The 14,032-nt window shown below is 61.3% G+C and carries 12 protein-coding genes; 4 read left to right on the top strand and 8 right to left on the bottom strand.

The annotated features are described in order from the left end of the window. Nucleotides 1-47: 47 nt before the first annotated feature. Nucleotides 48-1,640, bottom strand: a complete 1,593-nt coding sequence (locus DK391_RS24790; protein ID WP_109480644.1) for an ABC-F family ATPase — start codon at nucleotides 1,638-1,640, stop codon at nucleotides 48-50. Nucleotides 1,641-1,737: 97 nt separating this feature from the next. Further along, on the bottom strand, nucleotides 1,738-2,664 hold the full coding sequence (locus tag DK391_RS24785) for an NAD(P)-dependent oxidoreductase (RefSeq protein ID WP_109480686.1): 927 nt from the start codon (nucleotides 2,662-2,664) through the stop codon (nucleotides 1,738-1,740). A 154-nt stretch (nucleotides 2,665-2,818) separates the two neighbouring features. Here DK391_RS24785 and DK391_RS24780 point away from each other — a divergent pair, with 154 nt between their 5' ends. Then, the gene (locus DK391_RS24780) at nucleotides 2,819-3,028 is read left to right on the top strand and encodes a dodecin (protein ID WP_109480643.1); all 210 of its coding nucleotides are present in this window, start codon (nucleotides 2,819-2,821) and stop codon (nucleotides 3,026-3,028) included. A gap of 198 nt (nucleotides 3,029-3,226) precedes the next feature. Here DK391_RS24780 and DK391_RS24775 read toward each other — a convergent pair whose 3' ends face one another. The 4 genes from DK391_RS24775 to DK391_RS24760 all read right to left on the bottom strand — a co-directional run bounded on the left by DK391_RS24775 (nucleotide 3,227) and on the right by DK391_RS24760 (nucleotide 8,147). Further along, a complete protein-coding gene (locus DK391_RS24775; RefSeq protein ID WP_109480642.1) occupies nucleotides 3,227-4,321 on the bottom strand; it encodes a BMP family ABC transporter substrate-binding protein in 1,095 nt (364 codons plus the stop codon). A gap of 77 nt (nucleotides 4,322-4,398) precedes the next feature. After that, on the bottom strand, nucleotides 4,399-5,328 hold the full coding sequence (locus tag DK391_RS24770; RefSeq protein WP_109480641.1) for an ABC transporter permease: 930 nt from the start codon (nucleotides 5,326-5,328) through the stop codon (nucleotides 4,399-4,401). Nucleotides 5,329-5,353: 25 nt separating this feature from the next. Further along, a complete protein-coding gene (locus DK391_RS24765) occupies nucleotides 5,354-6,454 on the bottom strand; it encodes an ABC transporter permease (protein ID WP_109480640.1) in 1,101 nt (366 codons plus the stop codon). 79 nt (nucleotides 6,455-6,533) lie between these two features. Further along, on the bottom strand, nucleotides 6,534-8,147 hold the full coding sequence (locus tag DK391_RS24760) for an ABC transporter ATP-binding protein (RefSeq protein ID WP_109480639.1): 1,614 nt from the start codon (nucleotides 8,145-8,147) through the stop codon (nucleotides 6,534-6,536). 302 nt (nucleotides 8,148-8,449) lie between these two features. Here DK391_RS24760 and DK391_RS24755 point away from each other — a divergent pair, with 302 nt between their 5' ends. Further along, nucleotides 8,450-9,379 carry a LysR substrate-binding domain-containing protein gene (locus DK391_RS24755; protein ID WP_028370402.1) on the top strand — a complete coding sequence of 310 codons (930 nt, stop codon included), beginning with the start codon at nucleotides 8,450-8,452 and terminating at the stop codon, nucleotides 9,377-9,379. A gap of 93 nt (nucleotides 9,380-9,472) precedes the next feature. Here the strand turns inward: DK391_RS24755 and DK391_RS24750 are convergent, their stop codons facing one another. Further along, nucleotides 9,473-10,882: an 8-oxoguanine deaminase gene (locus tag DK391_RS24750; RefSeq protein ID WP_109480638.1), complete on the bottom strand. Its 1,410-nt coding sequence runs from the start codon at nucleotides 10,880-10,882 to the stop codon at nucleotides 9,473-9,475. A 594-nt stretch (nucleotides 10,883-11,476) separates the two neighbouring features. Between DK391_RS24750 and uraH the strand changes: the two genes are divergently transcribed. Further along, the gene (gene uraH / locus DK391_RS24745) at nucleotides 11,477-11,830 is read left to right on the top strand and encodes a hydroxyisourate hydrolase (RefSeq protein ID WP_109480637.1); all 354 of its coding nucleotides are present in this window, start codon (nucleotides 11,477-11,479) and stop codon (nucleotides 11,828-11,830) included. Between the two features lie 227 nt (nucleotides 11,831-12,057). Next, nucleotides 12,058-13,251: a urate hydroxylase PuuD gene (locus DK391_RS24740; RefSeq protein WP_109480636.1), complete on the top strand. Its 1,194-nt coding sequence runs from the start codon at nucleotides 12,058-12,060 to the stop codon at nucleotides 13,249-13,251. A 140-nt stretch (nucleotides 13,252-13,391) separates the two neighbouring features. Here the strand turns inward: DK391_RS24740 and DK391_RS24735 are convergent, their stop codons facing one another. Further along, complete coding sequence (locus DK391_RS24735; protein ID WP_109480635.1) at nucleotides 13,392-13,760, bottom strand: VOC family protein; 369 nt, start codon at nucleotides 13,758-13,760, stop codon at nucleotides 13,392-13,394. Nucleotides 13,761-14,032 lie beyond the last annotated feature (272 nt).

Genomic DNA, 14,032 nt, shown 5'->3' with positions numbered 1-14,032 from the left:
CCCGCTTCATGAGAAGCGGGCTTTTTCGGGAGCGGCAGGAGTCAGGCTTACTGCAAACCCTGGCTCGACAGGAAGTCTTCGTAGTTGCCACCGAAGTCGTTCAGCGTGCCGTCCGTCTTCACTTCGATAATGCGGTTAGCGAGGCCGCTCACGAACTCACGGTCGTGCGACACGAAAATCAGCGTGCCATCGTACTTGTCGAGCGCGATCTGCAGCGATTCGATCGATTCCATGTCCATGTGGTTGGTCGGCTCATCCATCAGCAGCACGTTGTGGCGGCCGAGCATCAGCTTGCCCCAGATCATGCGGCCTTTCTCGCCGCCCGACAGCACCTTCACCGACTTCCTGATGTCGTCTGCATTAAAGAGCAGGCGACCGAGCGTGCCACGCACCATCTGTTCATCGTCGCCTTCCTTGCGGTACTGGTCGACCCAGTCCATCAGCGTGACGTCGCTCGGGAACTCTTCATACGTGTCCTGCGGCATGTAGCCGACGTTCGCGTTTTCGGCCCATTTGATCGAGCCATGATCGAGCGTCAGACTGCCGAGCAGCGAACGCAACAGCGTGGTCTTGCCCGCGCCGTTCTCACCGATGATCGCAATGCGCTCGCCCGGCTGCACGCTGATGCTGAAGTTGTTGAAGATCGTACGCTCGTACTTCTTCGTGATGCTTTCCGCGACAACAGCAATATTGTGCAGCTTCTTCTCGTACTCGAATCGGATAAACGGATTCTGGCGCGACGACGGCTTGAATTCCTCGATCTTGATCTTGTCGATCATCTTCAGACGGCTGGTTGCCTGGCGTGCCTTCGACTTGTTGGCCGAGAAGCGGCGCACGAAGTCCTGCAGATCGGCGACACGTTCCTTGGCCTTCGCGTTCGCAGCCTGCTGACGCTCACGCGCCTGCGTGCTCGCGAGCATGTAGTCGTCGTAGTTACCGGGGTAGACCTTCAGCGTGCCGTAGTCCATGGCCGCCATATGCGTGCAGACCTGGTTCAGAAAGTGGCGATCGTGCGAGATGATGATCATGGTCGAGTCGTACTCGTTGAGCACGTCTTCGAGCCAGCGGATCGAGTTGATGTCCAGGTTGTTGGTCGGTTCGTCGAGCAGCAGCACGTCGGGCTTCGAGAACAGCGCCTGCGCGAGCAAGACCCGCAGTTTCCAGCCTGGCGCCACGTTGCTCATCGGACCATTGTGCAGGTCTATCGAGATACCGATGCCGAGCAGCAGTTCACCTGCACGCGCTTCGGCCGTGTAGCCGTCGTATTCGGCGAACTTGGCGTCCAGTTCGGCCGCGTGCATGTAGTCGTCGTCGGTCGCTTCGGGGTTCGCGTAGATCGCGTCGCGCTCGCTCATCGCCGACCACATTTCCGTGTGACCCATCATCACGACGTCGAGCACGCGCACGTCTTCATACGCGAACTGATCCTGCCGCAGCTTGCCGAGACGGACGTTCGGTTCGAGCATCACATTGCCCGAGCTTTGTTCGAGGTCGCCGCCCAGAATTTTCATGAACGTCGACTTGCCGCAACCGTTCGCACCAATCAGGCCGTAGCGGTTGCCTTCGCCGAATTTGACCGAGATATTCTCGAACAGGGGCTTCGGCCCGAATTGCATGGTGATGTTGGCAGTAGACAGCACGGCGCGTCCCTTTGAATGATAGATCGGCGAAAAACCAATTATTTTAGCAGGTTATCGCGTCACGCGCGCCGCGCCCCGGACTGCCGGCTTTGTCCTGCTACCCTTTTTTACGCGGTGTTTGCAAAACGTCGATGAAACCGGACAAATCTGCATCGGCGAGCCCCATGGCTCCACCGAGACGCAATAGTTGCTGCACCGTGCCTGAAACCGGCATTGGAGTGCCGGTTTCATAGGCGGCAGCGGCAATCGTGTCCACGTCCTTCTGGAACGTGCTCAATGCGCCGATAGGCGGCTGCCCTGCCTGGGTCATGCGCGGCACGAAGGTCTGCAGCAACACCGAGTCCGCCCAGCCGCCCGCGAGCGCCTGTGTCAGCCGGGCCGCGTCGATGCCGCTGCGCTGCGCGAGGCTGACAGCTTCGGCGATGGCGGCGACGGTCGACGTCACGCTCGCCTGAGTGCACAGCTTGGTGGTTTGTCCCGCGCCCGCCGCGCCCATATGCGTGACGCGCGCCGCGTAGGCGCCGATCACGGGCGTGACGGCAGCGACGTCGGCAGCATCGCCGCCCGCCATCACCGCCAGCGTGCCGGCGATCGCGCCCGCCACGCCGCCCGATACGGGTGCGTCGATCCAGCCGATACCGGCTTTCGCGGCGCGCCGCGCGAAATCGCGGGTCGCGGACGGCGGAATGCTGCCGTGATCGATGATCCAGCGAACGGGACGATCCCCCTTTGCATCCGTTACGCCTGCGACGATGCCGTTCGCTCCGAACACGACCTCTTCGACAGCCGCTGCATCCAGCACGCACAGGAAAATAGCTTCCGCCCGTCCGACGAGTTCGGCGGGTGTCGACGCGACTGTCGCGCCATCCGGCACGAGGGCTTCCGCTTTCGCGCGCGTGCGGTTCCACACCTGCACTGCATGACCTGCACCCAGCAGATGCCGGATCATCGGCGCGCCCATCAAGCCCGGTCCGCAAAAACCTGTTTCCACTTCTTTCTCCTCCGTTCGATGCACGGCATGCATCGGATTGCACTCACCGTCCGTCGACAGCATTCATCCGTCCATGATACCGGCCACGCCGCGTTGCAACATGCCGGGCACGCGATGTGCACCATGGATCCTGTCACTGCATCCGACAAGCATTGCCTATACTTTTCGAACCATCAGGAGGTGCATCATGAGCGACCACGTGTACAAGCAGATCGAACTAACGGGTTCGTCGACGAAGTCGAGTGATGACGCGATTCGCTGCGCAATCGAAAAAGCGGGCAAGACGCTGCGCAATCTGCACTGGTTTCAGGTCGTGGAAACGCGCGGCCATATCGAAGACAACAAGGTCTCGCACTGGCAGGTGACGCTTAAGGTCGGTTTGCGTATCGATGAGTGAGACCTGCGCTGGACTGCATGCGGCGTGCTGAATCAAACGCAAGCATGCCGTTCACCGGGTTCTCACTTGCATGAAAAAAGCTGAATCCGGCATGACGCCGGATGCAGCTTTTCGTGTTCGCACATGAAGCGCGGATACAGCATGCAATACGGTTCCGCTACGCGGCGCCTGTTCGATCGCGCCGCGACTGCATACCTGTTACTTCGGCAGCGAACCGTCCACGCCCTCGACATACCAGTTCAGGCGTTGCAATTCAGGATCCGTCAACGTCTTGCCGGCCGGCACCTTCACTGCACCTGTCTGATCCTTGATCGGACCCGTGAACACGTCCCACTTGCCACCTGCCAGTTCCGTGCGCTTCGCATCGACATCCTTCATCGCATTGGCCGGAATGGCCGAGGTGTTCATGTCCTCGAGGTTCACGGCCTTCTGCGGAATGCCCCACCACACGGGGTCGTTCTTCCACTTGCCGTCCAGCACCTGCTGGATCGCTGCCGGGTAGTACACGCCCCAGTGCGCAACGACTGAACCCAGGTGTGCCTCAGGGCCGAACTTCTTCATGTCCGAGTCCCAGCCAAATGCATGCACATGCTTTTCGGCCGCCGTAGCCAGCGTCGCGCTCGAATCGGTGTTCTGCAGCAACACGTCGGCGCCCTGGCCGATCAGCGTTTCGGCCGCCTGCTTTTCCTTGCCCGGATCGAACCAGCTGTTGATCCAGATAACCTTCGTGTGCACCTTCGGATTCACCGAACGTGCGCCGAGCGTGTATGCATTGATGTTGCGCACCACTTCAGGAATCGGCACCGAGGCGACGAAGCCGAGTGTATTCGTCTTCGTCACGTAGCCTGCAGCGACACCCGCGAGATAGGCACCCTGATACATGCGCACATCGTATGTACCGAAGTTTGCTGCCTTCTTGTAGCCGGTTGCATGCAGGAAGACGGTGTCCGGAAAGTCCTTCGCCACCTTCAACTCGAAGTCCTGGAAACCGAAGCTCGAACCGATAATGATCTTGTTGCCCTTGTTCGCCAGGTCGCGGAATACGCGTTCCGAGTCTGCCGATTCAGGCACGTTTTCAACGCGCGTGATCTTGATCTTGTTGCCGAACTTCGCTTCCGCTTCCTTCGAGCCTTGATCGTGTGCGAAGGTCCAGCCCGCATCCCCCGGGTTGCCGAGATACACGAACGCGACGCCAGGCACGTCGGCGGCCTGGGCGGTCTGCGTCAGTGCACCAGCGGTTGCGAGCGTCGCGGCCGTCAGCGCGAGTGTGCCCAGCATGGTTCTTTTCTTCATGTTTTCTCCTGTCGTTGAATCAGATGTTTTTACTTGATGAACTGGCATGCACTGCCGTGTACGGGTACATGCCGCGCTCAACCCGCCGCGAAAAACGGCTTACCGAGCGATGCAGGCGCGTTCAGGCGAATCGTGTTCGGATTGCGCGAGATGAGTACCAGCACGACGACGGTTGCAACATACGGCAACATCGCGAGGAACTGCGTCGGCACGGGGACGCCAATCGCCTGTGCATAAAACTGCAGGCCCGTCACTGCACCGAACAATAGTGCACCGATAAGCAGGCGCCCCGGACGCCACGTCGCGAACACAACCAGCGCCAACGCAATCCAGCCGCGACCTGAAGTCATCTGCTCCTGCCACAAGTGCAGATTGACGATCGAGTAGTAGCCACCCGCAAGCCCCGCCATGGCACCGCCGAACATCGTCGCGCCGTATCGCACGCCCACCACCGGGAAGCCGACCGAGTGCGCAACCTGCGGCGACTCACCGACCGAGCGCAGCACCAGCCCCGCGCGTGTGCGGTACAGGAACCAGCCAACCACGCCGAACATGATGAAGGCGAGATAATCGAGCGGCGTCAGACTAAAGAGCGCTGGCCCGAGCACGGGGATTTTCGAGAGTCCCGGAATCACCCACGTGCCGATCGATTCGTGCACGGCTGCCGATGTATACGGCTTGCCGACATACGCCGACAGGCCAATGCCGAAAATGGTCAGGGAACGGCCCGTGGCGACCTGATTGGCAAGCATCGACAGCACGAGAAACGCGAACAGCAGCGACATCGCGACGCCCGCGCCGATCGCGGCGAGCACGCCGAGCCACGGGCTGCCCGTGACGGCCGTCACCGCATAGCCCGTCACGGCGCCCATCAGCATCATCCCTTCGACGCCGAGGTTGAGTACGCCCGACTTTTCGGTGACGAGTTCGCCGACGCCCGCGAACATCAGCGGGATCGCGGCGACGATTGCGCTCGAGGTGAGCGCGCTGGCTTGTTGAATATCCATAAGATCTGATCGGGTCCGGACGTTTTTACGATGCCGCGATGCCGCGACGGCGCACGCGATAGTTGACGAACAGGTCCGCGCCCAGCAGACAGAACAGCAGCAGCCCCTGAAACACACCCGATAGCGCCTGCGGCAGTTGCATCGACGTCTGCACGGCTTCGCCGCCGAGGTACAGCAAGGCCATCAGCAGACTGGCCAGCACGATGCCCACAGGGTGCAGGCGTCCGACGAACACGACGATGATCGCCGTGAAGCCGTAACCCGGCGACCATGTCGCCTGCAACTGGCCGATCGGCCCGGCGATCTCACCCATGCCGGCAAGACCCGCCAATCCGCCGCTGATCAGCAGCGATGTCCAGATCGTTTTCTTGTCCGAGAAGCCGGCATAGCGCGCGGCCAGCGGTGCGAGTCCGCCGACGTTCATCCGGAAGCCCGCGAAGCTTTTGCGCATAAAGATCCAGACGAGCGGAATCGCGACAATCGTCACGAAAATAGATGCGTTCAGACGCGTGCCCTTCAGAAATTTCCAATGCCAGTCGCCGTACAGCGTTGGGTACAGCGCATCGCCTGAGAACATTTCAGACAGAGGAAAATTCATGCCCTGCGGATCGCGCCACGGCCCACTGACGAGATAGATCAGCAACTGCGTCGCGACGTACGTGAGCATCAGGCTCGTGAGAATCTCGTTGGTGTTAAAGCGGCTCTTGAGCAGCGCAGGAATCGCCGCCCACGCCATGCCGCCCACGACACCCGCGATCATCATCGCCGGCAGGATCCACCAGCCTGTCGCCTGATCGAAATAGATGGCGACGCCGCTCGCCGCGATACCGCCGAGCAGCATCTGCCCTTCCGCGCCGATGTTCCAGACGTTCGCGCGATAACCAATGGCGAGCCCCAGACCGAGCAGGCATAACGGCGAGGCCTTGAGCAGCAGTTCAGCCCAGCCGTTGACGCTCGACAGCGGCTCGATGAAGAACGCGAACATCGCTTGCGCCGGGTCGCGCCCGACGAGACTGAAAATCAGGAAGCCGATCGCAAACGTGAGGAGCGCGGCGATCAGCGGCACGGCAAGCTGCATCGTTCGTGATGGCGTCGTGCGGGCTTCGAGTCGATACGGAAGAAGCATTGTGCGTGTGGTCGATGTGGTCTCTGCAGTTGTATTCGGAAGCCGTTCAGTTCATGCATTGCAATTCATGCACTGCAGTTCATGCATGTGCCGGCTGTCCCGCGGACGGCGGTGCACCTTCGCGGTCGCCGAACAGCCCCGCCATCCAGCGTCCGATCTCTTCCGCGTTTGTATCGCCCGTCTTGCGTGTCGGCGACATGCGGCCGCGAGCGATCACGGCGATCCGGTCGCAGATGTCGAACAGTTCTTCGAGCTCTTCGGAGATCACCAGAATCGCGACGCCGCGCGCCGACAGATCGAGCAACTGCTGCCGGATGAATGCGGCCGCGCCGACGTCGACGCCCCAGGTGGGCTGCGCGACGACGAGCACCTGCGGCGCCTGCAGGATCTCGCGTCCTACGATGAACTTCTGCAGATTGCCGCCCGACAGGCTCTGCGCGAGCGCGCCTTCGCCGCCGCACCGCACGGCGAACGATTCGATGCAGCGCTTCGCGAAGGCGCGCATCGCAGCCGCATTGATCCAGCCCGAACGCACCATCTGCTGCCGATGCGCCGTGAGCAGCGCGTTTTCCGCGAGCGACATCGCAGGCACTGCGCCGCGTCCGAGCCGCTCTTCGGGCACGAATGCAAACCCGAGCCGGCGGCGTGCAGCGGCGCCGAGCCTGCCTGCCGACTTGCCGCAGATCGTCACGGCATCGGCGCGCTGGCCTTTATGCTCGCCTGAAAGTGCAGCGAGCAATTCAGCCTGACCGTTACCGGACACGCCCGCGATGCCGAATATTTCACCTGCATGCACGCTGAACGACACGTCATCGAGCGACGTGCCGAATGGGTCGTCGCTGGCAGATGAAAGATTTTTCACATCGAGTAGCACATCGCCCGGCGTGTGCGTACGGCGCTCGTAGTCCGGCAACGAGTGCCCAACCATCAGTTGTGCGAGCGATGCGTGTGTTTCGTCGCGCGGCGTTACGCGCCCCGTGACCTTGCCGCCGCGCATCACGGTCGCCGTGTCGCAGAGTTCCTGGATTTCGTCGAGCTTGTGGCTGATGTAAAGGATGCTGCAGCCTTCTGCCGCGAGCCGTCGCAGCGTCGTGAACAGCTTGCGCACGGCTTGCGGCGTGAGCACGGAGGTCGGCTCGTCCATGATCAGCAGACGCGGGTTCTGCAGCAGGCAACGCACGATTTCGACGCGTTGCCGCTCGCCCACCGTCAGGCTGTGCACGTGGCGCTGCGGATCGATGTCGAGGCCATATTCTGCCGATACTTCGCGGATCCGCTTGCCGAGTGTCTTGAGATCGAAGGGTTCGTCGAGTGCGAGCGCGATGTTTTCCCCGACGGTCAGCGTCTCGAACAGCGAGAAGTGCTGGAACACCATGCCGATGCCGAGCTTGCGCGCGGCCGCCGGATTCGCGATGTCGACGAGCTGGCCTTCCCAACGGATTTCGCCTGCATCCGGCCGCACGGCGCCGTAGATGATCTTCATCAGCGTGCTCTTGCCCGCGCCATTCTCGCCGAGCACTGCATGAATTTCGCCGGGCGCGACGATCAGCGTGACGTCGTCGTTCGCACGAACTGCAGGATATTGCTTGCTGATACCTGTCAGCGCGAGGCGGGGTGTGGCGCCGCCGCTACGGTTTGCGCCGTCTGCGTGTGCTGTGTTGCCCGTCGGGCTGCCTGTGGATGTGTCGCTCATGTTCTTCCGTATTACCCGTGTGGCCGACGGCACGCGGCGTGCCGCGCGCTCCCCGCCTGAATCCGGCTGGATTCAGGTTGCATCCCGTTCGGCATGCCGGTCGTGGATGCGCGCATCGTGCTGCCGCAGCCGATCGACAATACCGAAATCGACCCTCTCAGTCGAGCCGCCAAAATTCTCGCAGCGCCGCGCCGCTACGCGGTTTGCGGGTATCCCACCCTTGACGGTTTTTTATCTCTATATTAAAACGCATATACCCCCAAGCCTGATCGATCAGCCAGAACATATATTTCGGAGAAGTCATGAGTCAGCAACGCGAGGCGATCGACACGTACCTACTGCGCGTCTTGCACACCCTGTTGATGGAGCGCAGCGTGACGCGCGCCGCCGTCAAACTGAACCAGTCCCAACCTGCAATCAGCGCCGCGCTGCGCCGGCTGCGCGACATCACGGGCGACCCCCTGCTGGTGCGCGGCAAGTCCGGCATGGTGCCGACCGAGTACGGACTGCGCCTGCTCGAACCCGTGCAAAATGCACTGCGCGAGATCGAACGCATTAAATTTCAGCAACACAACTTCGACCCTGCGACGTCGATCCGCTGCTACCGGATCGGCTGCCCGGACTACCTGAACGTGCTGTTCGTGCCGACGGTCGTCGAACGCTTCCGTCAGGCTGCACCGAACGCGACACTCGAGTTCCACTCGCTCGGACCTGCATTCGACTACGAGTTGGCGCTCGAGGACGGCAAGCTCGACATCGTGGTCGGCAACTGGCCGGAACCGCCCGAGCAGCTGCACCTCTCCAATCTGTTCGTCGACCAGATCGTGTGCCTGATGAGCAACACGCATCCGTTCGCAAAGCGCGGTGGCCTCACGCTCGACCAGTATCTGAACGCCCCGCATCTCGCACCGACGCCTTACTCCGTCGGCCAGCGCGGTGCAATCGACGTGCATCTCGCGCGCGAGCGCCTCAAGCGCCATGTCGTCGTCACGCTGCCTTACTTCAACCTCGCGCCATATGTGCTGATCAAGTCCGATCTGATCTTCACGACCACGCGCCTCTTCGCCGACTACTACGCGAAGTTCCTGCCGCTGACCGTCGTGCCCGCACCGTTGGACTTCCCGCCGATGCAGTATTACCAGCTGTGGCACGAGCGCGTTCACTACTCGGATGAAGTGCGCTGGCTGCGCAGCCTCGTGGCCGAGGCGACCAAGACGCTCATCGACAAGTAACACGCACTTCAATACGCATTTCGCGCCCGGCAGCCAAGGCACTATCTTGCAGGCGGCGGTTTCCAACCGCCGCGTTGCTTTTATGCCACCCGGTCAGGCTGCACTTTCGTACAGTGTCCGTGCAAGGCGGTTGTGCCGTTCGATCACCGGACCGAGATCGACGGTTGTCAGCACGCCATCCTTCACCACCACCTTTCCGCCAATCACACTCGTCGATACCTGCGACGGCGCGCAGAACACCAGCGCCGCGACGGGATCGTGCAGCGCGCCGGCAAAGAGCGGCTGACGCAGATCGAACGACACGAAGTCGGCCGCCATGCCGGGCGCCAGTGCGCCGATATCGTCGCGGTTCAACACCTTCGCTCCACCGAGCGTCGCAATCTCGAGCGCTTCACGCGCGGTCATCGCGTCCGGGCCGAAGCCGACCCGCTGCAGCAACAGTGCCTGACGCACTTCGGAGACCATCTGCGCGCCGTCGTTCGACGCTGAACCGTCGACACCCAGACCAACGGGCACCCCTGCCAGCCGCATCTTCTTCACGGGCGCGATCCCCGATGCGAGCCGCATGTTCGAGCATGGACAGTGCGCGACGCCCGTTCCCGTGCGTGCGAACAACTGGATGCCCGCATCGTCGAGTTGCACGCAGTGCGCATGCCATACGTCGTGACCGATCCAGCCGAGATCCTCGGCATACTCGGCCGGCGTCATGCCGAATTTCTCGCGGCTGTATGCAATATCGTTCACGTTTTCAGCGAGGTGCGTATGCAGCGATACGCCATACTCGCGCGCCAGTGCAGCTGATTCACGCATCAGGTCGCGGCTGACCGAAAAAGGCGAGCACGGTGCAACCACCACGCGCAGCATCGCGTAACGCCCGTCATCGTGATACGTCTCGATCAGGCGCTGCGTGTCTTTCAGAATGTCGGCTTCGTTCTCGACAACGGAATCCGGTGGCAGCCCGCCGTCTTTCTGGCCGACGCTCATGCTGCCCCGGCTCGCATGAAAGCGCATGCCGATCCGGCCGGCGGCGGCAATGCTGTCATCGAGCCGGCTGCCGTTCGGATAGATATACAAGTGATCGCTTGATGTCGTGCAGCCGGACAGCAGCAGCTCGGCCATCGCCGTCAGCGTCGACACTTCGATCATTTCCGGCGTGAGGTTCGCCCATACCTTGTACAGGCTGGTCAGCCAGCCGAACAGCTCGGCATCCTGTGCGGCGGGAATCGCGCGCGTCAGGCTCTGATACATGTGGTGATGCGTATTGACGAGACCGGGAATCACAAGATGCCCGGTCATGTCGAGGATTTCGTCGGCGGTATCCGGCAGTTCAGCCGTAGGACCGACCGCGACAATCCGGTTGTCTTCGATATACAGGCCGCCGTCGCGCAACTCGCGCCGCTCGCCGTCCATCGTAACCAGCACGTCGGCATGCCTGACCAGCATTGTCCTGCCGCGCTGGCCGGCCGGTCGGCTCGCGCCGGCTGCATTGTTTTGCATCGTCATTCGTTTCTCCAGTGCTGCCCTATAGTGCCGCCGATGAGGCCGCTGCACGATACAGCCACTCAGACTGCATCGTTCTGCCGTCACCGCAGCACGCGGCTTTCCGGGCAAATGCAAAAGTCGTTCGAACGCGACGCCGCCGGCACGCCAACCGCGCCGCCGCGTCCGTTCGAACGCAGTTGGCCCGGTTACCCAGCGTGATCCGCCGTCTTCGGGATGCGCGGCCACGCCGCGCATGACCGTAACCTTCGGGCGACAAAATTACGCTGACAACTCGCGCCACTGCGATACCGAAGTTCACGCCGTACGTATAGTCGGTATTTTTGGCGCCGGTAGGATCGGAACCGTGCAGCGCCGCCCGTCTCGCATGCATTGGACTGCCTGTCCCGTGTCGCATGGCGGGCGCGTCATGCGGCAGCGATTATCTTTCCTATCGCTGCCTCGCGGAGGTGAACAATGTTTCTACAATGGATGTCACGGCGCTCGCTTCAATCCGCCGACGGGTATGTAGCCACTGACGTGGAGCCTCGATCCGCCGCAACGTGTAAGGGATCGGGCCGCCGCTGAAACCTCGCATCTACACAAGGACAATCGCGAATGGGCAAGCTCACTACCCACGTGCTCGACACGGCCAACGGCCGTCCCGGCGCAGATATCAAGGTTGAACTCTTTGCGCTCTCCGGCGACAACCGCCGCGCGCTCAAAACCACCACCACCAATCATGACGGCCGTTGCAACGAGCCGCTGCTCGAAGGCGACGCACTCGTCGCCGGCGAATATGAACTGGTGTTCCATGCGGGCGACTATTTTGCGTCGATCGGCACCAAAGTACCTGAGCCGCGCTTCGTCGACCGCGTCGTGCTGCGTTTCGGCGTGGCTGATGCCGGTGCGCACTATCACGTGCCGCTGCTGGTGTCGCCATGGTCGTACAGCACGTATCGCGGCAGCTGAAGCAAGTCGGCGTCGCAGGCACGATCGCGCATGCCTGCCTTTCGCAGATGACATGGAGACATATGCGAAGCGCAAGCGAGCAACCCGCGGTCAATCAGCACCCGATTTCATCTAACTGCCGTCGCATGCACTGACCCGATAGTGGACATGCACCGGCACAACAACCCCGCATGCCGCGCAACACCCGAGATGCTGCGCGAACAACGAATCAGGAGTGGAGGAGTTTCATGGAAGGCTTTATCACCGACTGGCTGAATCTCGCGATTCGCTGGTTTCACGTCATCGCCGCGATTGCATGGATCGGCGAATCGTTCTACTTCGTTGCGCTCGACAACAGCCTGAAGCCGCCTGTGGACCCGAACCAGCGCCGGCGCGGCGTGTTCGGCGAGCTGTGGCACGTGCATGGCGGCGGCTTCTACAACATGCAGAAATACACCGTCGCGCCGCCGGAAATGCCTGACGATCTGCACTGGTCGAAGTGGCCGTCGTACACGACGTGGCTGTCGGGCTTCGGTCTCTTCACGGTTCTGTATCTGTTCGCGCCGAACACGTATCTGATCGACAAGAACGTGCTCGACATGGGCCCTGTGGTCGCAATCTTTTCTGCGCTTGGCTTTCTCATCGCGGGCTGGATCGTGTACGACTCGCTGTGCCGGATTCTCGGCAACAAGGACAAGGTACTCGGCATCTGCGTCGGCATCTATGTACTGGTCGCTGCGTTCCTCGCGTGCCATATTTTCGCGGGCCGCGCGGCGTATCTGATCATGGGCGCGATGCTCGCGACGATCATGTCGGCGAACGTGTTCTTCGTGATCATCCCGGGTCAGCGCAAGATGGTCGACGCGATGCTCAAGGGCGAAACGCCGAACCCGATTTACGGCAAGCGCGGCAAGCAGCGCTCGGTGCACAACACGTACTTCACGCTGCCCGTGGTGTTCGCGATGCTGTCGAACCACTACGCGATGACGTACACGCATCCGTACAACTGGGCGGTGCTGCTCGTGATCATGCTGGCCGGCGCGCTGATCCGTCAGTTCTTCGTGATGCGTCACCGTGGCCAGGTGCTGTGGTATCTGCCGCTGGTTGGCATCGCGCTGATGTTCGGCGCCCTCTTCTGGACCATGCCGAAGCCCGTCGTGCCCGTGGCGGAAGCGGCCAATGCGCCTGTGATCAAAACGGCCGACATCCAGCCCGTGCTGCAGCAGCGTTGCGTCGCATGCCACTCCGCGCATCCGACGATGATGGGCAGCGCACCCGCTGGTGTGCTGCTCGATACGCCCGCAGAGATTTCGACCAACGCACAGCGCATCTATCAGCAGGCTGTGACGCTGAAGGCGATGCCGCTCGGCAACGTCACGCATATGACTGACGAGGAACGTCAGAAGATCGCTGCGTGGTTCCAGGGCGGCGCAGTGAATTAACGATCGAGGTGTCGGTGACGGGCGCAAGCCCGTTTCTTCGAGGTTGGCGGATTGTGCGCGTGAGCGCGCGGTCCGCCTTTTTTGTTTCTGGGGCGCAGCTACAAAGTCATCGCATTATGGCATTCAGGTTCGTTGCATGCTCAACGAGTGGCGCGAAAGCCTCGGCTCGATATCGACACGGAATTGCCGTCTGGGTCTTTTGCGTTTGCAAAGCTGTAGCCGCTGGCTTGATGCGTTTCGCCGAATGTGAGTCCTTCTGCTTTGCAGTGCGCCTTGAATGCCTCTACGTCCTCGACATCGAACACCAGTTTGACGGTGGCTTGCCCTGCCTTTACGCCTTTTGCGGCTTGATGAAGCATCAGGATGGCACCGCCGTGCGGCGGAAAGAGTTCGACGATGCGATCGTCGGTATCGTGCACGGCTGTGAAGCCGAAATGGCGTTGATAGAACGCGCATGTGCGCTCGATGTCTTTCACGTATAGCAGGATCCGGTTCAGTGCTGTTTGCATGTTTTTTTTGCGTGGACTGGTGGGATTCAGGATCTCTTTGGTCGCGGGTGATTGTCGCGCGATTTGATGTGGCTGCACAACGCGGTGAGAGAGGTTTGGGTTTGCTGGGTTCTGCGTGTTTGTTGTTCGTGTGTTGCTGTTGTGCTTTTGCTTTTTTTGCGGTGGCGTCCGCTCTTTGTTAGTGGTCTGCTAGTGTTGCCCCTGTGCGGGGCGGCACCTACTTTTCTTTGCCGCCGCAAAGAAAAGTAGGCAAAAGAAAGCGGGCTAACACC

The sequence above is a fragment of the Paraburkholderia sp. C35 genome, assembly GCF_003121405.1.
Taxonomy (GTDB): domain Bacteria; phylum Pseudomonadota; class Gammaproteobacteria; order Burkholderiales; family Burkholderiaceae; genus Paraburkholderia.
The sequence above is the reverse complement of the archived record's forward strand: the minus strand, read 5'-3'. Positions and strand labels throughout refer to the sequence as shown.

Excerpts from the sequence above, each read along its gene's own strand:
- DK391_RS24780 (WP_109480643.1), top strand. The coding sequence starts at position 2,819 with ATGAGCGACCACGTGTACAAGCAGATCGAACTAACGGGTTCGTCGACG.
- DK391_RS24785 (WP_109480686.1), bottom strand. The coding sequence starts at position 2,664 with ATGCATGCCGTGCATCGAACGGAGGAGAAAGAAGTGGAAACAGGTTTT.
- DK391_RS24775 (WP_109480642.1), bottom strand. The coding sequence starts at position 4,321 with ATGAAGAAAAGAACCATGCTGGGCACACTCGCGCTGACGGCCGCGACG.
- DK391_RS24740 (WP_109480636.1), top strand. The coding sequence starts at position 12,058 with ATGGAAGGCTTTATCACCGACTGGCTGAATCTCGCGATTCGCTGGTTT.
- DK391_RS24735 (WP_109480635.1), bottom strand. The coding sequence starts at position 13,760 with ATGCAAACAGCACTGAACCGGATCCTGCTATACGTGAAAGACATCGAG.
- DK391_RS24750 (WP_109480638.1), bottom strand. The coding sequence starts at position 10,882 with ATGACGATGCAAAACAATGCAGCCGGCGCGAGCCGACCGGCCGGCCAG.
- DK391_RS24760 (WP_109480639.1), bottom strand. The coding sequence starts at position 8,147 with ATGAGCGACACATCCACAGGCAGCCCGACGGGCAACACAGCACACGCA.
- uraH (WP_109480637.1), top strand. The coding sequence starts at position 11,477 with ATGGGCAAGCTCACTACCCACGTGCTCGACACGGCCAACGGCCGTCCC.
- DK391_RS24755 (WP_028370402.1), top strand. The coding sequence starts at position 8,450 with ATGAGTCAGCAACGCGAGGCGATCGACACGTACCTACTGCGCGTCTTG.
- DK391_RS24770 (WP_109480641.1), bottom strand. The coding sequence starts at position 5,328 with ATGGATATTCAACAAGCCAGCGCGCTCACCTCGAGCGCAATCGTCGCC.
- DK391_RS24765 (WP_109480640.1), bottom strand. The coding sequence starts at position 6,454 with ATGCTTCTTCCGTATCGACTCGAAGCCCGCACGACGCCATCACGAACG.